This window comes from Kurthia sp. FSL E2-0154 (assembly GCF_038003625.1).
Lineage (GTDB): Bacteria > Bacillota > Bacilli > Bacillales_A > Planococcaceae > Kurthia > Kurthia gibsonii.
Genome location: NZ_JBBOPO010000001.1, coordinates 1,370,001 through 1,394,773, shown reverse-complemented (window position 1 = coordinate 1,394,773; position 24,773 = coordinate 1,370,001). Strand labels below are relative to the sequence as shown.

Annotated in this window: 26 protein-coding genes and 1 pseudogene; 26 read left to right on the top strand and 1 reads right to left on the bottom strand. The window is 36.5% G+C overall.

Going from position 1 to position 24,773, the window contains the following annotated elements; all coding sequences use genetic code 11:
• Position 1 precedes the first annotated feature (1 nt).
• The 11 genes from yhbY to MHB75_RS06825 all read left to right on the top strand — a co-directional run bounded on the left by yhbY (position 2) and on the right by MHB75_RS06825 (position 8,011).
• Entirely contained in the window at positions 2 to 307 is a 306-nt protein-coding gene (gene yhbY / locus MHB75_RS06875; protein ID WP_068452524.1) for a ribosome assembly RNA-binding protein YhbY, read from the top strand.
• 10 nt (positions 308 to 317) lie between these two features.
• A complete protein-coding gene (locus MHB75_RS06870) occupies positions 318 to 908 on the top strand; it encodes a nicotinate-nucleotide adenylyltransferase (RefSeq protein ID WP_340998591.1) in 591 nt (196 codons plus the stop codon).
• The gene (yqeK, locus tag MHB75_RS06865; RefSeq protein WP_141273713.1) at positions 877 to 1,434 is read left to right on the top strand and encodes a bis(5'-nucleosyl)-tetraphosphatase (symmetrical) YqeK; all 558 of its coding nucleotides are present in this window, start codon (positions 877 to 879) and stop codon (positions 1,432 to 1,434) included. The genes MHB75_RS06870 and yqeK overlap by 32 nt, the downstream gene beginning before the upstream one ends.
• An 18-nt stretch (positions 1,435 to 1,452) precedes the next feature.
• Entirely contained in the window at positions 1,453 to 1,806 is a 354-nt protein-coding gene (rsfS, locus tag MHB75_RS06860) for a ribosome silencing factor (RefSeq protein ID WP_141273715.1), read from the top strand.
• A complete protein-coding gene (locus tag MHB75_RS06855) occupies positions 1,799 to 2,536 on the top strand; it encodes a class I SAM-dependent DNA methyltransferase (RefSeq protein ID WP_141273717.1) in 738 nt (245 codons plus the stop codon). Before rsfS ends, MHB75_RS06855 begins: the two co-directional genes overlap by 8 nt.
• A 78-nt stretch (positions 2,537 to 2,614) precedes the next feature.
• A complete protein-coding gene (locus tag MHB75_RS06850) occupies positions 2,615 to 3,283 on the top strand; it encodes a helix-hairpin-helix domain-containing protein (RefSeq protein ID WP_340996702.1) in 669 nt (222 codons plus the stop codon).
• Between the two features lie 85 nt (positions 3,284 to 3,368).
• Entirely contained in the window at positions 3,369 to 3,950 is a 582-nt protein-coding gene (locus MHB75_RS06845; protein ID WP_340996700.1) for a ComE operon protein 2, read from the top strand.
• A 155-nt stretch (positions 3,951 to 4,105) separates the two neighbouring features.
• On the top strand, positions 4,106 to 6,208 hold the full coding sequence (locus MHB75_RS06840; protein WP_340996698.1) for a DNA internalization-related competence protein ComEC/Rec2: 2,103 nt from the start codon (positions 4,106 to 4,108) through the stop codon (positions 6,206 to 6,208).
• 66 nt (positions 6,209 to 6,274) lie between these two features.
• Complete coding sequence (gene holA, locus MHB75_RS06835; protein ID WP_340996696.1) at positions 6,275 to 7,291, top strand: DNA polymerase III subunit delta; 1,017 nt, start codon at positions 6,275 to 6,277, stop codon at positions 7,289 to 7,291.
• A 12-nt stretch (positions 7,292 to 7,303) separates the two neighbouring features.
• Positions 7,304 to 7,615: a YfjL-like protein gene (locus MHB75_RS06830; protein WP_340998589.1), complete on the top strand. Its 312-nt coding sequence runs from the start codon at positions 7,304 to 7,306 to the stop codon at positions 7,613 to 7,615.
• A 39-nt stretch (positions 7,616 to 7,654) separates the two neighbouring features.
• Positions 7,655 to 8,011, top strand: a complete 357-nt coding sequence (locus MHB75_RS06825) for a hypothetical protein (protein WP_340996693.1) — start codon at positions 7,655 to 7,657, stop codon at positions 8,009 to 8,011.
• A 57-nt stretch (positions 8,012 to 8,068) separates the two neighbouring features.
• Here the strand turns inward: MHB75_RS06825 and rpsT are convergent, their stop codons facing one another.
• The gene (gene rpsT, locus MHB75_RS06820; protein WP_068452547.1) at positions 8,069 to 8,317 is read right to left on the bottom strand and encodes a 30S ribosomal protein S20; all 249 of its coding nucleotides are present in this window, start codon (positions 8,315 to 8,317) and stop codon (positions 8,069 to 8,071) included.
• Between the two features lie 305 nt (positions 8,318 to 8,622).
• Here rpsT and lepA point away from each other — a divergent pair, with 305 nt between their 5' ends.
• The 15 genes and pseudogenes from lepA (at position 8,623) to MHB75_RS06745 (ending at position 24,713) form a co-directional block, all read left to right on the top strand.
• Entirely contained in the window at positions 8,623 to 10,458 is a 1,836-nt protein-coding gene (gene lepA, locus MHB75_RS06815) for a translation elongation factor 4 (RefSeq protein WP_068452550.1), read from the top strand.
• A 74-nt stretch (positions 10,459 to 10,532) separates the two neighbouring features.
• Positions 10,533 to 10,847: a hypothetical protein gene (locus MHB75_RS06810; protein ID WP_340996689.1), complete on the top strand. Its 315-nt coding sequence runs from the start codon at positions 10,533 to 10,535 to the stop codon at positions 10,845 to 10,847.
• A gap of 634 nt (positions 10,848 to 11,481) precedes the next feature.
• Positions 11,482 to 11,649, top strand: coding sequence for a hypothetical protein (locus tag MHB75_RS06805; RefSeq protein WP_156422335.1), 168 nt, complete (start codon positions 11,482 to 11,484; stop codon positions 11,647 to 11,649).
• A gap of 210 nt (positions 11,650 to 11,859) precedes the next feature.
• Positions 11,860 to 13,002: a radical SAM family heme chaperone HemW gene (gene hemW, locus MHB75_RS06800; protein WP_141274548.1), complete on the top strand. Its 1,143-nt coding sequence runs from the start codon at positions 11,860 to 11,862 to the stop codon at positions 13,000 to 13,002.
• A gap of 93 nt (positions 13,003 to 13,095) precedes the next feature.
• Positions 13,096 to 14,118 (top strand): heat-inducible transcriptional repressor HrcA, encoded by a 1,023-nt coding sequence (hrcA, locus tag MHB75_RS06795; protein WP_340996685.1) that lies wholly within the window; start codon positions 13,096 to 13,098, stop codon positions 14,116 to 14,118.
• A 27-nt stretch (positions 14,119 to 14,145) separates the two neighbouring features.
• The gene (gene grpE, locus MHB75_RS06790) at positions 14,146 to 14,790 is read left to right on the top strand and encodes a nucleotide exchange factor GrpE (protein WP_340996682.1); all 645 of its coding nucleotides are present in this window, start codon (positions 14,146 to 14,148) and stop codon (positions 14,788 to 14,790) included.
• A gap of 64 nt (positions 14,791 to 14,854) precedes the next feature.
• Positions 14,855 to 16,684 (top strand): molecular chaperone DnaK, encoded by a 1,830-nt coding sequence (gene dnaK / locus MHB75_RS06785; RefSeq protein ID WP_141274551.1) that lies wholly within the window; start codon positions 14,855 to 14,857, stop codon positions 16,682 to 16,684.
• Positions 16,685 to 16,887: 203 nt separating this feature from the next.
• Positions 16,888 to 18,012, top strand: coding sequence for a molecular chaperone DnaJ (dnaJ, locus tag MHB75_RS06780; RefSeq protein WP_141274552.1), 1,125 nt, complete (start codon positions 16,888 to 16,890; stop codon positions 18,010 to 18,012).
• An 18-nt stretch (positions 18,013 to 18,030) separates the two neighbouring features.
• Positions 18,031 to 18,981 (top strand): 50S ribosomal protein L11 methyltransferase, encoded by a 951-nt coding sequence (gene prmA / locus MHB75_RS06775; protein WP_340996679.1) that lies wholly within the window; start codon positions 18,031 to 18,033, stop codon positions 18,979 to 18,981.
• A 2-nt stretch (positions 18,982 to 18,983) separates the two neighbouring features.
• Complete coding sequence (locus MHB75_RS06770) at positions 18,984 to 19,721, top strand: 16S rRNA (uracil(1498)-N(3))-methyltransferase (RefSeq protein WP_340996677.1); 738 nt, start codon at positions 18,984 to 18,986, stop codon at positions 19,719 to 19,721.
• A gap of 58 nt (positions 19,722 to 19,779) precedes the next feature.
• Positions 19,780 to 19,923, top strand: a complete 144-nt coding sequence (locus MHB75_RS06765) for a hypothetical protein (RefSeq protein ID WP_340996675.1) — start codon at positions 19,780 to 19,782, stop codon at positions 19,921 to 19,923.
• Between the two features lie 77 nt (positions 19,924 to 20,000).
• On the top strand, positions 20,001 to 21,350 hold the full coding sequence (gene mtaB, locus MHB75_RS06760; protein ID WP_141274554.1) for a tRNA (N(6)-L-threonylcarbamoyladenosine(37)-C(2))-methylthiotransferase MtaB: 1,350 nt from the start codon (positions 20,001 to 20,003) through the stop codon (positions 21,348 to 21,350).
• Positions 21,351 to 21,441: 91 nt separating this feature from the next.
• Positions 21,442 to 22,857, top strand: a complete 1,416-nt coding sequence (locus MHB75_RS06755) for an alanine/glycine:cation symporter family protein (protein ID WP_340996673.1) — start codon at positions 21,442 to 21,444, stop codon at positions 22,855 to 22,857.
• 70 nt (positions 22,858 to 22,927) lie between these two features.
• Positions 22,928 to 23,722: pseudogene (locus MHB75_RS06750) on the top strand (SDR family NAD(P)-dependent oxidoreductase).
• A 136-nt stretch (positions 23,723 to 23,858) separates the two neighbouring features.
• Entirely contained in the window at positions 23,859 to 24,713 is an 855-nt protein-coding gene (locus MHB75_RS06745) for an N-acetylmuramoyl-L-alanine amidase family protein (protein WP_340996671.1), read from the top strand.
• Positions 24,714 to 24,773: the final 60 nt, after the last annotated feature.

Below are 24,773 nucleotides of genomic sequence, written 5' to 3'. Positions count from 1 at the left end.
TATGTTAACAGGTAAACAAAAACGTTTTTTACGTGCAGAGGCACATCATTTAGACCCGATTTTCCAAGTAGGTAAAGGTGGCGTAAATGAAGCAATGCTCGTGCAAATTACACAAGCTTTACGCGTACGTGAGTTAATTAAAGTGCGTATTTTAGATAACTGTGAATTCGATAAGCGCGATGTAGCGGCTGAATTAGCAGAAGGAACAGATGCAGAATTAGTTCAATTAATCGGTTTAACGGTCGTGCTTTATAAAGAGGCACCAAAGCGCGAAAACCGTCGTATTGAATTACCAAAAGCAAAGTAGGGTGAAGATGATGAAGAAAATAGGAATTATGGGAGGCACGTTTAATCCACCACATGTTGGACATTTATTGATGGCAAATGAGGTATTGCAAGCACTTGACTTAGACGAAGTACGTTTTATGCCAAATGCGATTCCGCCGCATAAAGAAGAACCGAATGGTGCGACAGGCGAACAACGTTTACACATGACAGCCCTTGCCATTGAAGATCATGCCAAGTTTAAACTTGAACCGTATGAAATTCAACAAGGCGGTACGTCGTATAGCTTTGAGACGTTGCAAGTTTTAAAAGAACGCGAGCCAGATTGTGATTTCTATTTTATCATCGGAGGCGATATGGTCGATTCGCTTCATACATGGTATCGCATTGAGGATTTACTTAAACTCGTTCATTTTGTAGGTGTTGATCGCCCAGGAACAGAGGGTAAAAGTGAATTACCAGTCATACATGTAGCAGCGCCAATTATCGATGTATCGTCTACTCTTTTACGTAAACGTCTAAAAAATAATCAGTCCGTTCGTTATCTGTTACCACAGAAAGTCGAACACTATATACGAGAGGAAGGGTTATATGGAACGACAACAGCTACTCGCAGCCATTAAAGACCGTATGCCTGAAAAACGTTATATTCATACGATTGGTGTGGCTGATACGGCGATGAAACTCGCAGCACGTTTTGGTGAAGATGTAAAGAAGGCAGAGATTGCGGGTATTCTACATGATGTATGTAAGTATGCCGATCGCGATTGGATGAAACAGGTGATTGAAGAACAGCAAATGGATCCTACATTGTTAGCGTATCATCATGAATTATGGCATGGACCTGTTGGAGCCTACGTGGCAAAAACAGAATTTCATATTGAAGATGAAGATGTGTTGCATGCGATTCGCTATCATACGACAGGACGAGCAGGTTCAAGTAACTTGGAGCGCATTATTTATATTGCGGATTTAATTGAGCCGAATCGTAAATTCCCTGGAGTTGATGAACTGCGTGAAGCAGCAGAAGTAGAGAATCTACATGATTTATCACTGCGCTCTGTTCGCCACTCTATCGCCTTTTTAATGAAGCAACAACAAGCAGTATTCCCAGATTCTTTTAAATTTTATAATGACTTATTGTTATAGGAAAGAGGTTACGAGTTAATGGAACATGAATTATTAAATCTTGTTTTTAAAGCAGCAGATGATAAACGAGCAGAAGATTTGGTCGTATTAAATATGCAAGGAATCTCATTACTAGCAGATTATTTTGTAATTTGCCATGCAAATTCAGACCGTCAAGTACAAGCAATCGCACGTGAAATTCAAGAAAAAGCCCATGAGGCAAACTACACAGTAAAACGTGTAGAGGGCTTTGACGCAGCACGTTGGATATTAATTGACCTAGGCGATGTAGTTGCACACGTATTCCACCGCGATGAGCGTAGTTATTATAACTTAGAACGTCTATGGGGTGATGCACCAGAGCTATATGTAGAAGATGACACACATGAATAGTTACGGACGTTTTGCAGAAGTTTATGATCAATTAATGGAAGATATTCCATACGATCAATATGTTGAATGGATTACAAAACATGCACCTGCAACAACGCATTCTAAATTATTAGATGTAGGATGTGGAACGGGTGTCATGTTATCCATGCTTTTAAAATCAGGATATGAGGCAGCTGGTCTTGATTTATCAGAAGAGATGTTAATGATGGCTAATACACGTCTACAAACACAAGGTCAACAAGCATTACTCGTCTGCCAATCGATGGACGAGTTAGATGGCTTTGTGGATTTAGATGTTGTCTGTATTCCGATTGATTCCATCAACTATTTACAACAATGGTCGCAAGTAAAAGAGACGCTAAAACGCATTTACGAATCACTTCGTAAGGGTGGTCAACTCTTTTTCGATGTGCATTCACTTTATAAAATGGATACGATTTTTATGGATGGACCTTTTACATATGATGATGGAGAAGTCACATATATTTGGCATACGGAAGCTCTTGATACACCGCACACTGTCGAACATGATATGACATTCTTTGTTGAAGTAGAAGAAGATCTTTTTGAGCGCTTTGATGAACAACATATTCAACGTTCGTTTGCGGTAGATGATTATGTTCAACTGTTGCGAGAGATTGGTTTTACAAACATTCATGTAACTGCTGATTTTAATGAACAAGCGCCAACAGCAGAATCAGAACGTATTTTTTTCCATGCAGTAAAATAAAGACTTCCTATTTTGGGATAAATAAGATAAGATGGCATTAGCTCATGTGAACTTCCTCGAATGAAAGGAAGTCAAGTAATGCCATCTTTTTTTATACAATATAAAAAACATCTTGGCATACTCCTTCTGGTGATTGGTGCAATCAGTCTTTATCTTTGGACGAAAAAAGAACCATCACTACAAGCGACACAAGAGCCAACCTCACTTATTCAACCTGTGGAAGCACCCCCAACTTCTACTGAAACCCCCAACAAGCAAACAAATAGTACACAACTTACGTCAACAGCGATTATTGTCGATGTAAAAGGTGCTGTTAAAAAACCAGGTATTTATCAGTTAGATGCGGAAGCACGCGTTATGGACGCGATTCGTGAAGCAGGAGGCTATAATCAGTCTGCAAATCCGAAAGCAATTAATCTTGCAGAGAAGTTGAAAGACGAAATGGTTGTCTATGTACCGAAAAAAGGTGAAAAGACGGACCATAATTCTGTGAGCACACCGTCCTCTACATCAACTGCACAAGGAAATACGAGTAGCTCGACAGAACAAACAGCACTTGTAAATTTAAATACAGCAGATGAAACACAACTACAAACTTTAACAGGTATTGGTCCAGCGAAAGCAAAAGCCATTATTGCATACCGCACAGAAAGCGGTCTATTTCAAACCATTGATGACTTAAAAAAAGTAACGGGTTTTGGTGAAAAAACATTCGAAAAGTTAAAATCATCGATTACTGTACAATAATATTTACTATGGGCAACAACTGATACATCATGTAGAATAAAAGTAAACACGCTGTGCGTAAAAGTAAAGAATCGAGGGATTTCACATGGAGCGAATAACTTGGAATCAATTTTTCATGGCACAAAGCCATTTACTAGCATTAAGAAGTACATGTACCCGTCTATCTGTAGGTGCGACAATTGTTCGTGATAAACGAATTATCGCAGGTGGTTATAATGGCTCGATCTCAGGAGATGATCATTGTATTGATAAAGGTTGTTATGTTATTGACAATCATTGTGTCCGTACAGTACACGCTGAAACGAATGCATTATTACAATGTGCGAAATATGGTACACCAACAAAAGATGCGGATTTATATGTAACGCATTTCCCATGTTTACCATGTACAAAGTCAATTATTCAAGCGGGCATTAAAAATTTATACTATGCAACAGATTATAAAAATAATCCATATGCGATTGAACTTTTTGAACAGGCGGGCGTTAATATTGTCCACGTACCGTTTGAAGAACAAAAAATTGATTTTTTACGTGATGAAAAATTAAAACTCAATTTAGAGATGTTAGCAGAGCTTCGTGCTCGTGGCGTTGAACTAGAACAGTTGGCTCCATTTGAACAAAGGGTGGAACAATTATTTGGATTAAGCGTAGCCTCAATGAAGTAATCTATATTGCCTTGTCAGTCCTCCTTGCCATTCTTTCTGCAAATGAGACGACAGGGCTTTTATTTTTATATATTCCGTTTTTTATATGGTTAATTTTTAGAAAGACAGCCTGGTCGACTATCGTACTTGCAATCATCGCGAGTCTGTTCTTCTTCGTGTACACAACAGAAAAGCTAGACGTTCCGAAAGAACTACCACAGCAGATGATTTTAACATGGACATCAACTGTGAAAGTGAATGGTGGTCGCGTGAGAGGATTAATGGAAGATGTGAATGGACAAAAAATTTATGTTGTTTATACCATTCAACATGAAGAAGAAAAGAAAATGCTCGAACAGCAAACATTAGCGAAACAAACGTTTCGTGTAGAAGGTGAATTAAAGCCTGTAACAAAGCCGCATCACGCATATGCATTTGATTTTCAAGATTATTTAAAAAGTCATCATGCTATCGGTATTTATGAAGTTACGAAGTGGCAACCATTAAAAGTAAATGTATCATTCACTGCTTTTTTATGGCAACAACGTGCAAAACTCGAACAACATATTGATAAAACTTTCCCACAAGCGCTTCAAGCAGAAGCAAAGGCCTTATTAATTGGGCAACAAGATGATGTGGAAGCTGTCGATACAAGAGCTTATCAGAAGCTTGGCATTACGCATCTTTTCGCTATATCTGGTTTGCATGTCGCATTGATGAGTCTATTATTTCAACAAGTATTACTGAGAGCTGGGGTGCGAAAAGAGCAGGTCTTTTATACATTATGGATTGCACTCCCAGCCTACGCTATTTTAGCAGGTGGGGCACCTTCTGTTTGGCGTTCAGTCATCATGGTACTCATCTTATATGGCGCGCTTCTCTTTAATCACCGTCTAAAAGTAGAAAGTGCGCTCGGACTTTGTTTTCTTCTTTTCGTTCTAATTGAACCAAATATCATCTATCAAGTAGGCTTTCAACTTTCCTTTTTAGCGACGAGCGCCATTGTCTTATCTTCCGAATGTTTAGCCCGTTGCAAAAATTGGCTGACACAGTCACTGTGGATTACGATTAGTTGTCAGTTACTCGTTCTACCATTACTTCTCTATCACTTTTATGAAGTATCGACTGCTAGTATTGTTATGAATTTAATCTTCGTACCTCTTTTTTCATTTGTTATTCTACCAGCGAATTTGGTGCTATTATGTAGTAGTTTTTTACCACCTTTCGTCTCACAACTTTTATTTAGTCTCTATGAACCATTTCGCGTATTTGTTCAAGATTTTATTTACCTCTGTCAGAATATTCCATATCAAATGTGGAATCCCGGAAAACCGGCAGTTTGGATGCTTTGTGTATTATTGATTATAATTCTTTTCTTTTTTTACACGATGGAACAAAAGCGTTATCTTCTTGTGAGTATAGGTATCTTTTTTTCATTTACTTTTTATATAACAGAACAACCAAAACATCATGAAGATGTACGTGTTACATTTTTAAGTGTAGATCAAGGTGATTGTACCATTATTGAGTTACCAAATCGGCGTGGTGTTTATATGATTGATAGTGGTGGATTGCTGCGATTTGGCGGTACAACATGGAAACAGTCCGATAAAGTATATGAAATTGGAAGGCAAATTATCGTCCCTTATTTAAAAGGACGGGGGATTCAGAAGATTGACCGCCTTATTTTGACACATGCAGATGCGGATCATGTGGAAGGCGCAGAGGAAGTTATGCAAGAAGTAAAGGTGAAAGAAATTCATATCACACCGAATTCAGCTCAAAAAGCTATTATGCAAGATGTCTTACATGAAGCAGAAAAACAACATATTCCCATTCAGGAACAAATGGCAGGAGCAGCGTGGCAACAAGGTGCTTTTCGCATAGATTATGTTATGCCCTACGATACAGTTTATGAAGGAAATAATGACTCGATTGTCATCGTACTTACGTATGAAGGTAAAAAGATTATCATCCCAGGTGATTTAGAGGCAGAAGGAGAAGCAGAGTTAGTTGAGAAGAATCCAGAAGTTTTGAAAGGTACGACGATTTTAAAAGCAGGTCATCATGGTTCAAAAACATCCACATCTGATTTATTTTTGCAAGCTGTGAAGCCGCAGCTCGTCATCTATTCAAGTGGACGGAATAATCGTTATAACCATCCTGCAAAAGAAGTGGTGGAGCGTGTACAACAAGCACATATTGAAGCGCTTAATACAGCAGAGATAGGAACGATTGAAGTACGTATGACGAAGACAACAATTGATGTACAACCATGAAAACGCCATACAACCTTTCACGAAAAAATGCTATACTGAGAAAGATGTGAAAGGTAGGCGGGATATATGTTCCAACAACTATGGAAAGAAATGAATCAAGGGAAAATCGATCCTGTTTATGTACTTTCAGGAACCGAAACATATTTTATTGATGAAACGATTCGTCGTATGAAACAGGCACTTGAACAAGCAGGTGAAATCGAAACGACGATTTTTGATTTAGAAGAAGTACCTGTCCAACATGTTATGGAGGAAGCCGATACAATTCCTTTTTTCTCAGAAAAGAAGTTAATTATCGCAAAAAATGCATCCTTTTTAAAAGCAACAGACAATTCAAAAGAAAAAATGGCACATGATTTAAAAGCACTGGAGTTATGGCTACGTCACCCATCTGATTTCTCTATTACACTCTTTATTGCGCCATATGAAAAGTTAGATGAGCGTAAAAAAGTGACAAAGCAGATGAAGGAATTAGCACATGTTGTTCATGCGGAAGCACCAAGAGAACGCGATTTAGCTGTTTGGATTCAAAATGAAGTATCCTCACGTCAAAAACAAATCGACGAACGAGCAATACAGAAGCTAATTGAACTCGTAGGGCTAGATATGTTGCATTTGCAAATGGAAGTGGATAAATTATGTCACTACATTGGCGAAGAAGGAATGATTCAATTAGAAGATGTAGAGGAACTCGTTGCGAAAACATTAGAACAAGATGCTTTTAAATTGTTAAATGCTTATATTGCAGGTGATGTTTCTACTGCAGTCTCTATTTATCATGATTTAATTCGCCAAAAACAAGAGCCGATTGCGCTCGTTGCATTACTTGCTTCACAAGTACGCATAATGTCAAATGTATATTATTTACTTTCTAAAGGCTACCATGCACAGCAAATTGCAAAAACCTTAAAAGTGAATCCATACCGCGTAAAACGTATTATAGAAGATCGTCGTGGTGTGAAAGATACACATCTGTTAAAAGCGTTATATGGGCTAAGTGAGGTAGATCTTCAATTAAAATCAATGAGTGGTAGACGCGAACGTTACTTAGAACTGTTTTTAATGAAACCATTATCTCATTAGTCAAAAAGAGAAATTACTATTCTTAGTGATTTCTTTTTTTGTATAAAATGGATTGTTTTAGTTGTAGTGGTGGTCGGTTTATGGATTACGAATTATTATATGAGTAATCCGCTTGCAAAGCATCGTGCAGCAATCGAGTTAGAAACATACTTAAATGAAAATTATCCGAACCAAACATTCGATGTAAAGAATGGAAAGTATGAACAAAAACGTGATGTATATGCGTTTACTGTAAAAAATCGTGATGATATGGAACAAAGTTATACATTTCAAAATCAAAACGGACGTGGATATGAAGTATTGAATGATACATTAAAAGAATAGAGTTATAATCCGCAACAAAGTAAAGAAGTGTCTGTTCAAATGAGTAATCAATTGCAACAAGTACTTACGAGCAATTTTCCGAATGTCAAACATGTTTTAGCTACTATTCGTACAAAACAAGAAACGATTCAATTGAGTTCGAAAGAAGACATAGAAGAACCAGTTATTATTGCAATTGATGTTGATATGACAGGGATGTCTCGGGAAGATTTATATCAGATTGCACGTGAAGTATATGATGAACTAGCACGTGAGAAAGTTCATTATCAAAAAGCTACTGTAGTAGGATATGAATTGAAAGGTGAAGCGAATCAAAAACAATGGCAATATGTTTATCGTATTCAATTCTCTGAAAATCGAGCACCTGTAAAAAATGAAATTACGCGTACAATTTAAATTAAAAAAGGGCTGATGCGATAAGCATCAGCCCTTTAAATTCTACACAAGGTAGAATTAAGCTTTTTTCATTAAACGAGCTTTCGTACGAGAAGCAGCGTTTTTGTGGATTAAGCCTTTAGAAGCAGCTTTGTCTAGAGATTTAACTGCAGCTGATAATAATTCAGCAGCGTTTTCTTCTTTAGCGATTAAAGCAGCATCAGCTTTTCTCACAGCTGTACGCATTGCAGATTTGATTGCGATGTTACGAGCTTTAGCTTTTTCAGTCGTTTTAACACGTTTGATTGCAGATTTAATATTTGGCATGAAATTCACCTCCTATAAAGATTCGAGATGAGTAAATTCTCAACTGTGTCTGTATCTAATACAACAAGCATCATTATAGCAAACAAATACTCCTGAAATCAAGAGAGAAATGGAAAGAATATTTACTTGACAAGCTTTTTTTTACGAATTTTCTACATAAATTTAGAAAAAGAAGACGAACTAACTATTATTTTGAAATAACTTAGAAGTAAAAAACTTTATTTTCATAGTAGTTCACGAACTTCCATTGCCAATATAGCCTTTTGACTGATATAATTCAAATAGTTTAAATAGGAGTGGAATGCATGAATCGAGAAGAATTATTAAAAAGACAAGAACATATTCGAAATTTCTCTATTATTGCGCATATTGACCACGGTAAATCTACATTAGCTGACCGAATTTTAGAACAGACGCAAGCATTAACTGCGCGTGAAATGAAAAATCAGTTATTGGACTCAATGGATTTAGAACGTGAGCGCGGTATTACGATTAAATTGAATGCAGTACAATTAAATTATGTAGCAAAAGATGGCGAACAGTACACATTCCATCTAATTGATACACCTGGACACGTCGACTTCACATACGAAGTATCACGTAGTCTAGCAGCTTGTGAAGGCGCCATCTTAGTCGTGGACGCAGCACAGGGAATCGAGGCGCAAACATTAGCTAATGTTTATTTAGCGCTAGATAATGATTTAGAAATTTTACCTGTTATTAATAAGATTGATTTACCTTCTGCCGATCCAGAACGTGTACGTGGTGAAATTGAAGATGTAATTGGATTAGATGCTTCAGAGGCTGTTTTAGCTTCTGCAAAAGCAGGTATCGGAATTGAAGAAATTTTAGAACAAATCGTTGAGAAAGTACCAGCGCCACAAGGTGATCCAGAAGCACCACTACAAGCGCTAATTTTTGACTCTGTATATGATTCGTATCGTGGTGTTATTATCTCGATTCGTATTTCAGAAGGTACTGTAAAACCTGGTGATAAAATTCGTATGATGGCAACAAATGCTGAATTCGAAGTAATCGAAGTAGGTGTTCATACACCACATATGACGCCGCGTGATTTCTTAACAGTTGGTGATGTAGGCTATTTAACAGCTTCTATTAAAAATGTAGGAGATACACGTGTCGGTGATACGGTTACATCAGTTAAAAACCCTGCGTCAGCACCATTAGAAGGTTATCGTAAATTGAACCCGATGGTATATTGTGGTCTATACCCAATTGATACAGCGAAATATGTTGATTTACGTGAAGCACTTGAAAAATTAGAGCTAAATGACTCAGCACTACAATACGAGCCTGAAACATCGCAAGCACTTGGCTTTGGTTTCCGTTGTGGTTTCTTAGGATTACTACACATGGAGATTATCCAAGAACGTATTGAACGTGAATTCAATATCGACTTAATTACAACAGCACCATCTGTAATTTATCATGTAAAGATGACAGATGGTACCGAAGTACAAGTAGCGAATCCATCTGAAATGCCAGATCCACAAAAAATCATGTCAATTGAAGAGCCGTATGTAAAAGCAAGTATTATGGTTCCGAATGACTATGTAGGTGCAGTAATGGAGATTTGCCAACGTAAACGTGGGAACTTCTTAACAATGGATTATATTGATACAACGCGTGTAAATATTCTGTATGAACTACCATTATCTGAAATTGTTTATGACTTCTTCGATCAATTGAAGTCATCAACAAAAGGTTATGCGTCATTCGACTATGAATTGATTGGTTACAACCCATCAAAACTAGTGAAGATGGATATCTTACTAAATTCAGAACAAGTCGATGCACTAAGTTTCATCGTGCATAAAGACTTTGCTTACGATCGCGGTAAAGTCATCGTAGAAAAATTAAAAGAATTAATTCCACGTCAACAATTTGAAGTACCTGTTCAAGCGGCAGTAGGACAAAAAATTGTGGCACGTTCAACAATTAAAGCAATGCGTAAAAACGTATTAGCAAAATGTTACGGTGGAGATATCTCACGTAAACGTAAACTTCTTGAAAAACAAAAAGAAGGTAAAAAACGTATGAAACAAGTTGGATCGGTAGAAGTTCCACAAGAAGCATTCATGGCTGTCTTGAAAATGGACGACGACCAACCGAAGAAATAAACTAAAATAGCGAACATCATTTTATATGAAATGATGTTCGCTATTTTTTAAAAAAGAAGGAAGGTGAAGAGCTAATGAATAAAAATAAGTATCCGAAATGCCATATTTATTCCCAAAATAGTTGGCGTGATGAAGCGTATATTATAGGGAACCGACAAGGATTAGAAAAGTTGAGAGATGCACTTACGCTAACATTAGAGAAGGGGAATACTAAAAATGATTTTTGGCCGAAAGATTTAGAAGGATATGACATATTAATTGCTTGTGTGGAAGACGCGGAAATGAATGATTTGGAATTACCTTATAGTTCAGAGTTCTATGAACGCTTAGACGATGAAAAAGAGGCGCATACCGTTTTTAAAAAACCATATCATACATTAAAAGATTAAATGTGCATCTGATAATTAGAGAGAGCTGCTAATTGTTAGGTGTATTTTTTCATTTTTTTAAACTTTTTCACTGTCTATTTCGTCTAGTAAGTAGGTGAATTTCCAAATAAATAATCATTGGATTCATCTATTATTGTCGAATTGGAAATCGGACTATAGATATAGATGAAAATGTATTTTTATAGAAAGTGAAAATAGAGCTAGTTAAGATGGCTTTGTATGGAAAAATAAAGCAATATCTTTTTTACCAATTATCTTAATAAAAAAAGATGGATGTTGCATAAAAAGTAGTATGAAAATAAGATAGTAGTAGAACTAAAAAAACAAAATCATTTTTTGAAGAAAATGGTTTGAAAAAAATGTAGCTAGGGTAAATATCTTATGCGGTAAAAGACGACACTAATAGTAAAAATAATTTTCCAAATTAAGACATAAAATGTTATTATTTATTTAAAGTACTTTGCACTAATGATATAAAATTTGCATATTCTTAACGAAATGTCGACAAAATACACGGAATTCGACAAAAAATGTCGAATTATTCATTGGTATATATACAGATAAGATAAAATCTGTTAAAATATATTTACACTATATACATAATGTAAAGGTAACTAAAGAGAGGTGGTTTACAATGAAAACACATGAAGATCAGTTGGAATTGTTAGTTGCACGTGTAGAAAAGCGTCTGTCTGCATTAGAAACCAATGTATCGCATATGAAAAGTAAACTTGCCGAATTAAGTGAAATGCAAGAGGATTTAACTGGAATGGTATATGAAAGATATCACCAAGCGGTTTAGCTCCATTTTAAACAGATTCGTCAATGAGCTACAGGTGATAAATAGAAAAATTCAAATAAAGAACTACCTGTAAACAGAGGAGAGATCGTGTCAGTACATGATTTCTCTTTTTTTATTTGTTCTTTCGTATAAAAGAAAGTGTTTACTGTATGTTTTTATGTAAATCGGCTAAACTAAAAAAAGTGTTACATGTAGAGAGGAAGTTGAACTATGACGACAGGTGTATATATACACATTCCATTTTGTCATCAAATTTGTAATTATTGCGATTTTAATAAAGTATTCTTTAAAAATCAGCCCGTTGATGAATATATTGAAAGTCTAGGGAAGGAGATGGCATTAGCTGTTTCAAAAAATCCGGCTGCTTACAAAAAAATTCAAACTATTTTTTTAGGTGGTGGAACACCGACAGCATTATCCGCTGAACAATTGAGGCGTTTACTCACATTAATCCATGAATATATTCCAATGGAACATATTAAAGAATTTTCAACAGAAGCAAATCCAGATGAGTTAACTATTGAAAAACTACGTGTATTAAAAGCATTTGGTATTAATCGTTTAAGTTTAGGTGTGCAGTCATTTGATATAGAACTTCTGAAAAAATTGGGTCGTACGCATGCTCCTGAGCAAGTTATTGAAACCATTCGACAAGCAAAAGAAGTGGGATTTACGAATATTAGTATTGATTTAATGTATGGTCTTCCGGGGCAAACGATGGAACAATGGCAAAATACATTGAATCAAGCTTTTGCGCTCGATTTACCACATTATTCAGCCTATTCATTAATTGTGGAGCCAAAAACAATTTTCTTCAATTTAATGAACAAAGGTAAATTACCTTTACCGGGAGAAGATTCTGAAGCAGCAATGTATGCCTTATTAATGAAAGAAATGGAGAAGAGAGGTCTTCATCAATATGAAATTAGTAACTTTGGACGTACAGGTTTTGAGTCGAAACATAACTTGATTTACTGGGATAACGATGAGTATGCAGGTTTTGGTGCAGGAGCAAGTGGTTATATAAGTAGTACGCGCTATACGAATCATGGTCCTTTAAAAAAATATATGGACTGTATCGAAGCGGGTGAATTACCTATTCATCATGAACATGATGTGACTGAAAAAGAAAAAATAGAAGAAGAATTATTTTTAGGTCTTCGTAAAACAGCAGGAATCAATAAACAACATTTTTATGAACGATACGGAAAACAAGTACATGATGTATTTGAAAAGCAAATCAATTCTTTAACTGAAGCAGGTCTTTTAATAGAAGATGAACAAGCGATTTACTTGTCACATCAAGGGAAATTCGTAGGGAATGAAGTGTTCCAAGAATTTTTAATAGATTAAGTGCTTTTCCGTTGACATAAAAAAAGAGTTTTGATAAATTAAGTATAGTGTTAGCACTCGATATGAGTGAGTGCTAAAAATGAGGTGATGATCATGCTAACCAATCGACAGTTGCAAATTCTTAAAGTAATCGTCGATGATTTCATTTCGTCTGGTCAGCCGGTTGGTTCACGTCAAATTTCGAAACGTGAAGAAATATCATTTAGTTCTTCTACAATTCGAAACGAGATGGCTGATTTGGAGGAGTTAGGGTATTTAGAAAAGACCCATACTTCATCAGGTCGTATTCCATCGGAAAAAGGTTATAGATTCTACGTGGATCATTTGTTAAAACCTCAGGTTATTACGAACCATGATATGAAGCTTTTGCGCTCTGTTTTTTCAGAGAATGCCTATGAAACGGAACAAGTGATTCGTAAATCAGCCACTATTCTATCTGACCTAACAAATTATACTTCGATTATTTTAGGACCAGATGTACAGTTGCACAAAGTGAAGCGATTCTCAATTGTTCCGCTTAGTGCAAAAAATGCAGTAGCGATTATTGTGACGGATAACGGTCATGTGGAAAATCGAGTTGTCGATTTACCTGAGGACCTACATCCAAGTGATTTTGAAAAAATGGTTAATATTTTGAATGAACGTTTAGTCGGTATTCCAATTGTTCAAATTCCATATTACCTAGAACGTGAAGTGTCAAATATTATTCGACAACACGTTGGGACTTATAATAGGCTTTTAAAGTCGATTTTTACGGGAATAGAACAACAGAGTGATAGTAAAATCTATTACGGTGGTAAGACGAATATGCTAAATCAACCTGAGTTTCATGATTTAGATAAGATTCGTATGCTTATGGAAATGATGGAAACGCAAAGTCAGATTCAAGCATTGTTACATCGTGATTCACCCGGAATTCAAATTCGAATTGGTTCAGAAAATGAACTGAATGCAGTAGAAGATTGTAGTATTATTACAGCAACCTACTCGACGAACGAAGAACAAGTTGGATCGATTGCTATTATCGGTCCGAAAAGAATGGATTACCAACGTGTCATTACGTTATTAGATCATATGAGCGGAGACTTATCAAAACTCATGCGTAGAGAGTGGTAATGTCATGTGTATAAAGGAGGATTTACTGTGTCACAAGAAAAAGAAGAAAAAGAACAAAAAGAAGAAAAAGAACAAAAAGAAGAAAAAGAACAAAAAGAACAAAAAGAAGAAAAAGAACAAAAAGAACAAGTGACAGAAGAAGTTGTGGAAGAAACAGCTGAGCAAACAACTGAAGAAGTAGAAACAGTTGAGGCTGAAGCGGAAGCAACAGAAATTGCAGAAGTAAATGAAGTAGAAGAATTAAAGAAGAAGTTACAAGATGAAGAAAATCGCTATTTACGATTGCGTGCTGATTTTGATAATTTCAAACGTCGTACGCAAACAGAGCGAGAGTCTGCAGCGAAGTATCGTTCACAAAGTCTACTAACTGATTTACTACCTGTGTTAGATAACTTTGAACGTGCGCTACAAGTAGAAGCGACAACAGAAGATGGTCAATCGATTAAAAAAGGAATCGAGATGGTTTATCGCTCTTTAGTAGAAGCGACCGCAAAAGAGGGGTTAGAAGTTATTGAAACAGTAGATCATCCATTTGATCCAAGCGTCCATCAAGCTGTGATGCAAGAACAAGACGATTCAAAAGAAGCTGGTGTTGTGTTACAAGAGCTACAACGCGGGTATAAGTTGAAAGATCGCGTATTACGTCCAGCCATGGTAAAAGTGAACGAGTAATTCATTTTATTAAAAATCATATTAAGCGCATTTAGCGTTTATATATCTTAGGAGGAATTTTATTATGAGTAAAATTATTGGTATTGACTTAGGTACAACAAACTCTTGCGTAGCGGTTCTTGAAGGTGGAGAACCAGTAGTAATCCCAAACAAAGAAGGCGCACGTACAACTCCTTCAGTAGTCGCATTTAAAAACGGCGAACGTCAAGTTGGGGAAGTAGCAAAACGTCAATCAATTACAAATCCAAATACAATTATCTCAATCAAACGTCACATGGGTGAAGATTACAAAGTGACTGTAGAAGATAAAACATATACACCACAAGAAATTTCAGCAATGATTTTAACACACTTAAAAGAATATGCTGAAGACTATCTTGGTGAAAAAGTAACAAAAGCTGTTATTACAGTTCCTGCTTACTTCAATGATGCACAACGTCAAGCAACAAAAGACGCTGGTAAAATCGCTGGTTTAGAAGTAGAGCGTATCATTAACGAACCAACAGCTGCAGCATTAGCTTACGGTTTAGAGAAAATGGATGTAGACCAAAAAGTATTAGTATTTGACCTTGGTGGTGGTACATTCGACGTATCAATCCTTGAATTAGGTGATGGTGTATTTGAAGTATTAGCAACAGCTGGTGATAACAAACTAGGTGGAGATGACTTTGACGCAGCAATCATCGACTATTTAGTAGCAGAATTCAAAAAAGAAAACGGCATTGACTTATCAAAAGATAAAATGGCCATGCAACGTTTAAAAGATGCTGCTGAAAAAGCGAAAAAAGAACTTTCAGGTGTAACAACAACACAAGTGTCACTTCCATTCATCACTGCAGGTGAAGCAGGTCCATTACACTTAGAAATGTCAATCTCACGTGCAAAATTCAACGAAATCACTGCTGATTTAGTAGAACGCACAATGATTCCAACTCGCCAAGCGTTAAAAGATGCAGGTCTTTCAGCTTCTGAAATCGATCAAGTAATCTTAGTTGGTGGTTCAACGCGTATTCCTGCAGTACAAGAAGCAGTACAAAAAGCAACAGGCAAAGAACCACACAAAGGCGTAAACCCAGATGAAGTAGTAGCAATGGGTGCAGCTGTACAAGGTGGCGTATTAACAGGTGATGTAGAAGACGTTGTATTACTAGACGTAACACCATTATCATTAGGTATTGAAACAATGGGTGGCGTATTCACGAAATTAATCGAGCGCAACACAACAATTCCAACATCTAAATCACAAACATTCTCAACAGCTGCAGATAACCAACCTGCTGTAGATATTCACGTATTACAAGGTGAGCGTCCAATGGCTGCTGATAACAAAACATTAGGCCGTTTCCAATTAACAGACATCCCAGCAGCACCACGTGGTGTTCCACAAATCGAAGTAACATTCGATATTGATAAAAATGGTATTGTAACTGTTAAAGCGAAAGACTTAGGCACAAATAAAGAACAAAACATTGTGATTCAATCTGATTCTGGTCTATCTGAAGCAGATATTGAGCGTATGGTAAAAGAAGCTGAAGAAAATGCGGAAGCGGATAGAGCACGCAAAGAAGAAGCTGATTTACGTAATGAAGCGGATCAACTTGTATTCCAAACTGATAAAACATTAGCAGACCTTGGCGAACAAGTAACAGAAGACGAGAAAAAACCAGTAGAAGAAGCAAAAGAAGAATTAGCTAAAGCAATCGAAGCTGGTGAAATTGAAGGCATTAAAGCTGCAAAAGAAAAACTAGAAGGTTTATTACAACCACTTGTAATGAAAGTTTACGAACAAGCAGCAGCGGCTCAACAAGCAGCACAAGGTGGAGAAGCTGGCGGCACTAAAGATGATGGTGTTGTAGATGCTGATTTCACTGAAGTAGACGACGATAAAAAATAATCGTTTTTATGAATGAGGAAAAGTCAAAGACCAATCGTTCCTTAGTAACGTGAACATAACATGTACATTACGTCCGTTCACAGTGGTAGCTAAAGACCGTTATAGGGCTTTGGCTTTTCTTTTTCAAAAGAGAATTACAGTTACATTCTAGGAAATAAGATGATACAATTGTATTTATGTGAAAAGAGCGGAGTTGAAAAAAAGTGGAAAAACGCGACTATTATGAAGTCTTAGGAATTGAAAAATCTGCAACAGCAGATGAAATAAAAAAAGCGTACCGTAAATTATCAAAGAAATACCATCCAGATATTAACAAAGAGGCAGATGCAGATCAAAAATTTAAAGAAATCTCAGAAGCTTATGAAGTGCTAAGCGATCCACAAGCAAAAGCACGCTATGATCAATTTGGACATCAAGATCCAAACCAAGGCTTTGGCGGCAGTGGATTCGATGGCGGCGGTTTCGGCGGTTTCGAAGATATCTTTAGTTCATTCTTTGGTGGTGGAGGCGGCGGTCGTAGACGCGATCCAAATGCACCACGTAAGGGTGATGATTTACAATATCGTATGACAATCAGCTTTGAAGAAGCTGTGTTTGGTGCGGAAAAAGAAGTTGAAATTACACATGATGAAACATGTGAAACATGTTCAGGTTCAGGTGCGAAACCAGGTTCTTCAAAAGAAACATGTACAAACTGTCATGGTTCAGGACAAATTGAAGAAGTAGTGAATACACCATTTGGTCAAATGGTAAACCGTCGTACGTGTAATGTATGTCATGGCGAAGGTTCAATCATCAAAGAAAAATGTTCAACATGTCATGGTAAAGGTACAGTCAAACGTCGTAAAAAAATCAAAGTAACGATTCCAGCAGGTATCGATCACGGTCAACAAATTCGTGTAAGTGGACAAGGTGAAGCAGGTGTGAATGGTGGACCAGCAGGAGATCTTTACATCGTATTTAGCGTACGTCAATCAGATAAGTTCGAACGTGATGGCGATGATATTTACTACGAACTTAAAATCACATTTGCACAAGCTGCATTAGGTGACGAAATCGAAGTACCAACTGTACAAGGTAAAGTAAAAATGAAAATTCCAGCAGGTACACAATCAGGTGAGCGTTTCCGTCTGAAAGGTAAAGGGATTAAAAATGTTCAAGGTTATGGTACAGGGGACCAACATGTCATTGTTAAAGTTGTAACACCATCAAAACTGACCGAAAAACAAAAAGAATTACTACGTGAATTTGCAAGTATCTCAGGCGATATTCCAGAGGAACAAGGCAGTTCATTATTTGATAAGATTAAGAAAAAATTTAGAGACTAATATTGGAGTTGATTGTAAGTGAAATGGTCAGAATTCTCGATTCATACATCAAACGAAGCGGTGGATGCAATTTCAAACATCTTGCATGAAGCAGGTGCAAGTGGTGTAGTAATTGAAGATTCATTAGAATTAGAAAAAGTAAGAGAACAAGAATTTGGTGAAATTTATGCGCTAGATCCTGTAGATTTTCCAACAAAAGGGGTTATTATTAAAGCGTATTTACCACTTAACAGTTTCTTAGGAGAAACGGTTGAAGAAATTAAACTTGCAATCAACAACCTCGCTTCGTTTGATATTGATTTAGGTGAAAATAAAGTCTCAACATGTGAAGTAGATGAACAAGACTGGTCTACTTCTTGGAAAGAATATTATCATCCTGTCAAAATTTCAAATCGCTTTACAATTGTTCCAACATGGGAAGATTATCAACCTGTTGAAAGCGATGAGTTAATCATTGAATTAGATCCAGGTATGGCATTTGGAACAGGTACACATCCAACGACAGTTATGAGTTTACAAGCGCTTGAGAAGCATGTAAATGATACGGTGAATGTTATTGATGTTGGTACAGGCTCAGGTGTTTTAGCGATTGGTGCAGCTTTATTAGGCGCAAAACATGTACATGCACTAGATTTAGATGAAGTAGCTGTACGTTCTGCAATTGAAAATGTAGAGCTAAACCATGTCTCAAACCAAATTGATGTGGTACAAGGTGACTTACTGGATACAGTGAAAGAACCCGCTGAAGTCGTTGTAGCGAATATTTTAGCTGAAATCATCTTAACGTTCGTAGAAGATGCCTATATGATTGTAAAACCAGGTGGTATTTACATTACATCAGGTATTATCGAAGGACGTAAAGAAGATGTGAAGCAAGCTCTAATTGAAGCAGGATTTGAAATTGATGAAGTCATGATGATGGAAGATTGGGTAACCATCGTTTCAAGAAAACCGGTCCAAGAGGTGTAAATATGCAAAGATACTTTGTAGAAGATGTATTCGAAGAAAATCAATTCACATTATCAGGTGACGATGCGAAACATATTACAAAGGTTATGCGTATGCAAGTGGGCGACGAGATTATCGTCGTCCATTCGCATGTAGCCGACCAATGTAAAATTGTAAAACTTGGCGATCAAACCGTAACTGTTGAAAAAATCGGATATCAAATTCCATCAAAAGAATTACCGATTCACGTGACAATCGCTTGTGGTCTACCTAAAGGAGACAAACTTGATTTAATCGTTCAAAAAGCAACGGAACTAGGTATGACAAAGCTTATTCCTTTTGAAGCTGCGCGTTCGATTGTGAAGTGGGATCATAAAAAAGGCGAGAAAAAGCAACAACGCTTGCAAAAAATTGCCAAAGAAGCAGCAGAACAATCGCATCGCTCTGTTGTACCGACAATTGAAGCACCTCTTTCTTTTAAACAGTTACTTGCACTTGCATCTACATATGATGCGGTTCTTTTAGCAGATGAAGAACATGCAAAGAGTGAACAAAGAACGTCTTTAAAAGAGCGTTTAAAGAGTTTACAAGGGCTTCAAAATGTTTGTGTAGTATTTGGTCCAGAAGGTGGTATTGCGCGTGAAGAAGCAGCAGCGCTTGTAGAGGCAGGTGCTCATACCATTGCGCTGGGTCCACGTATTTTACGAGCCGAGACAGCACCTTTTTATATTTTATCTGCTATTTCATATGAATTTGAATAATGACGAAAGGGTCGCACAATGAAGTGTGACTCTTTTTTTTGTGCGAAAACACAAAAATTTGACATATATAATGATTATATGTGCTACTTTATTTTTAGGTAAGAAAAAATTATATACAAAAATAGCGATTCGTTCTGATGATGCAAGACAATTACAAGAAATAATTGAACAAAGAATGAATGGCGTGAATCAGTCACGTTAGTAGATTGAATAGCGAGAGTATGGTATCATAATGCCTATCGGTATTTTTTAGTGGATGTAATGAAAGGATGAAATAAAATGAGCAATAGTCTTTCAAAATCCGTAGCTTTCCATACATTAGGATGCAAAGTCAATCACTATGAAACAGAAGCTATTTGGCAATTATTTAAAGACGAAGGTTATGAAAGAAAAGATTTCGACCATCAAGCAGATGTATATGTTATTAATACATGTACTGTAACGAATACAGGTGATAAAAAGTCACGTCAAGTAATTCGTCGTGCGGTACGTCAAAATCCAGATGCAGTGATTTGTGTAACAGGTTGTTATGCACAAACATCACCAGCAGAAATTATGGCAATTCCAGGTGTTGATATTGTCGTAGGTACACAGGATCGTTCAAAAATGCTTGGTTATATTGAGCAATATCGTGCAGAGCGTAAACCAATTAATGCAGTACGTAATATTATGAAAAATCGTGTATATGAGGAATTAGATGTGCCTTATTTTACAGACCGTACACGTGCTTCTTTAAAAATTCAAGAAGGCTGTAATAACTTCTGTACGTTTTGTATTATTCCATGGGCGCGTGGGTTGATGCGTTCACGTGATCCGAAAGAAGTCATCAATCAAGCGCAACAATTAGTCGATGCAGGGTATTTAGAGATTGTGTTAACAGGTATTCATACAGGGGGGTATGGTCAAGATTTAAAAGATTATAACTTAGCGCAGTTATTACGTGATTTAGAAGCACAGGTGAAAGGCTTGCGTCGCCTGCGTATTTCATCAATTGAAGCGTCTCAATTAACAGATGAAGTATTACAAGTATTAAAAGAATCAAAAGTCATTGTGAATCACTTACACATTCCAATTCAATCTGGTTCAGATACGGTTCTAAAAAGAATGCGTCGTAAATATACGATGGAATTTTTCGGTGAACGCTTAGATCGTTTGAAAGAGGTATTACCTGATTTAGCGATTACTTCAGATGTAATCGTAGGTTTCCCTGGTGAAACAGAAGAAGAATTTATGGAAACATATAATTTCATTGCTAAACATCAATTTGCGGAGTTACACGTATTCCCGTTTTCAAAACGTACAGGAACACCTGCAGCACGTATGGAAGACCAAGTGGAGGAAGAAGTGAAAAATGAACGTGTACATCGCTTATTAACACTAAATGATCAATTAGCAAAAGAATATGCTTCTCGTTTTGATGGAGAGTTACTAGAAGTGATTCCAGAAGATATCACATCAGAAGGTGAGCATGCAGGGATGCTTGTTGGGCATACAGCGAACTATTTAAAAGTTGTGTTTGAAGGTACGCCAGATATGATTGGTAAAATGGTTCGTGTGAAAGTTACAAAACCAGGATATCCAAAGACAGAAGCACAATTTGTACGCATTTTAGAAGAAGTCGAAATTTAACGAAAAAACTATCTCTTTTAAAAGAGATGGTTTTTTTTACGTAATTGAGGTATAAAATAGAAGATGTACTTTTAAAAGGAGGAGTTTATAGTTGGATATTTTGAGCAATTGGATTGATCAGTTAAATGGATATTTGTATTCATATATACTCATCGTTCTACTATTATTTACAGGGATTTTCTTCACAGTTAAATCAAAAGGGGTTCAATTTAGATTATTCCCTGAAATGTTTCGAGTATTAACAGATAAAGCAACAATCAGTGGTGGTAAAAAAGGTATTTCTTCATTCCAAGCATTCACGATTTCAGCTGCATCTCGTATTGGTACGGGGAATATTGCGGGTGTTGCGACAGCGATTGCAATCGGTGGTCCTGGTGCAGTATTTTGGATGTGGGTAATGGCATTAATCGGCGCCGGCTCATCATTCGTAGAAAGTACACTTGCGCAATTATACAAAGTAAAAGATGGTCATACGTTTCGTGGTGGTCCAGCCTATTACATTGAAAAGGGCTTAAAGAAACGTTGGTTAGGAATTATGTTTGCGATTGCGATTACGTTTTGTTATGGTTTTGTATTTAATGCAGTGCAAACGAATACAATTGCTGCTTCTTTCTCAACAAGTTTTGGAATTGATAAAGTATGGGTGGGTGTATTCGTAGCCGTTCTAACAGCAATCATTATTTTTGGTGGTGTACAACGTATTGCGAATGTAACACAAGTGATTGTGCCAATTATGGCAATTGCTTATATTCTAGTTGCACTTGTGGTTGTTGTGTTAAATATTACAGAAATTCCGAGTTTAATTACGTTAATTGTAAGTGATGCATTCTCATTACAATCAGGTATTGGTGGTTTAATTGGTGGAGCAATCATGCAAGGATTCAAGCGTGGTTTATTCTCGAATGAAGCCGGTCTTGGTTCTGCACCGAACGCAGCTGCTACAGCGAGTGTATCGCATCCTGTAAAACAAGGTTTAATTCAAACATTAGGTGTATTTGTTGATACGATTTTAGTATGTACAGCAACAGCAGTTATCGTACTATTAAGCGATGTTTACAAAACAGCTGGTGAAGATTCTCGAATTGATATTACACAACAATCTCTTGTAAATCAGCTTGGTGATTGGGTAGGTATTTTCTTAACGATTGCAATCTTCTTCTTTGCATTTAGTTCTGTAATTGGAAATTACTATTACGGTGAAACGAATTTAGAATTTATTAAAAACTCTAAAAAAATGATTTTCATTTACCGAATTGCAGTAATTGGTTTCTTAATTTTCGGAGCATATGCAAAAGTTGCACTTGTTTGGAATTTGGCAGACCTATTCATGGCGATTATGGCACTTATTAACTTGACTGCGATTTTATTACTTTATAAAGTAGCTTTCCGACTATTAAGTCACTATACTGCTCAACGAAAAAAAGGCGAAGATCCTGTATTTTATGCATCAGATATGCCTGACTTAGATGAAATTGAATGTTGGGAAAAGCCGAAAGAAAAAGAATAGTTTTTTACTTTACCTCTTAATCTTATATTGTTAAAATATTCGATGATTGTAATATTAGGAGGGGTTAATTATGGGTCGCGTAGAAAATAAAGTAGCATTAGTAACAGGAGCAGCATCAGGTATTGGTCTAGCTTCTGCTCAATTATTAGCAAAAGAAGGCGCTAAAGTAGTTTTAGCAGACTTCAACGTTGAAGGTGCAAAAGCAGCAGCAGCAGAATTAAAAGCACAAGGTTTTGAAGCAGAAGGTGTATTTTTAAATGCATTTGAAGAACAATCAATTAAAGATGCTGTTGACTATACAGTAGACACTTACGGTAAACTAGATATTCTTTACAATAATGTAGGTGGCACAAACTTACACAAAGACTTAGATGTTGTAAACTTAGATCTTGCTGAGTGAGATCGTTTAATGGACTTAAACTTAAAATCAGTGCTTTTAGGTTCTCGTTTCGCTATTCCACACATGCAAAAAGTTGGTGGCGGCTCAATTATTAACACAGCTTCAATGGCTGCGTTCGCTTCAGATGCAATCCGTTCAGCATACGGAACTTCAAAAGCTGGCGTTGTTCACTTAACAAAATATATTGCAAAACAATACGGTAAAGATAATATCCGTTGTAACGCAATCGCTCCGGGACTAATTTTAACTCCAGCAGCAAAAAATAGCTTACCACAAGAAATGCTTGATATTTTCACAAAATACAATGCATTACCTTACAATGGTGAAGCAAATGATATCGGTTATGGTGTTGTGTACCTGGCGTCAGATGAATCTAAATTCATGACAGGTCAAACATTAGAAATCGAGGGTGGACACTACCAAGCGAACCCAACAACTGCAGATTTAGCAAAATTCACTAAATAATATGTAGCATTGTAAAAAGTACTTCTAGATTAAAACATCTAGGAGTGCTTTTTTCATGTGAAAATATAAACTGTACATGAAATTTTAGTCTAAAAAGGCTATACTAAGAATATCTCAACAAAAAGGATGTGTTGTATTGAGATATTTAAGGATGTTCATTGTGGCAATTGCACTCGTTATACCGCTCATTTTTTTGTTTTTTGGACAAACGTATTTAAAGAAGCATATGGCAACTTTACAATACATACCGCCTAAATCAACAATTGTAGAAGAAAAAGAAGTTGTGCAAAAAGTGCAACCGAAAAAACAAGTAGTTGTGAAAAAGCCAATGGAACAGCCCGTACAAGTAAAAGAAAAAGAGAAAAAAATAATTGTTATTGATCCAGGGCATCAACGTTATCGAGATCAGCGTTTAGAGCCAATTGGACCAGATTCACATACATGGAAGCCTAAAATGCCTGCAAGTGCATATGGCGTATCTACAGGGCAAGCAGAGTATGCATTGACACTACAAGTAGCAAACCGTATTAAAGAGCGATTAGATGTTTCAAAATATGAAGTCAAATTAACGCGTACAGAACATGTCATTGCCAAGTCGACAAAAGAACGTGCAGAATTTGCAAATAAACAAAATGCAGATCTTTATATTCAACTACATGCAGATGGTGCAAAGGATGCAAATGGTCGTGGTATGTACATTATAATGGCGCATGAAAACAATCGTTATACGAAAAAGTTGACGAAAGAGAACCGTAAAGTCAGTCAAGTGCTTTTACAAGAAATAAAATCGGCAAAATTGGATACTCATAAAAAAGGTTTATTATATGCAGATCAAATGACAGCACTTAATTGGCCCAATATGCCATCTGTAATCGTAGAGTTAGGCTATTTAAATGATCGTCAAGATGACGAAAGACTAGCAAAAACAGCTTATCAAAATCGTATAGCAGAAGCTTTAGCAAGAGGAATTGAAAAAGCGGTAGAGCAGTAGAACGTGCGCATACGTTCTACTATTTTTTTGTGTAAAACTGGGCTTTTCATTGAATTCATG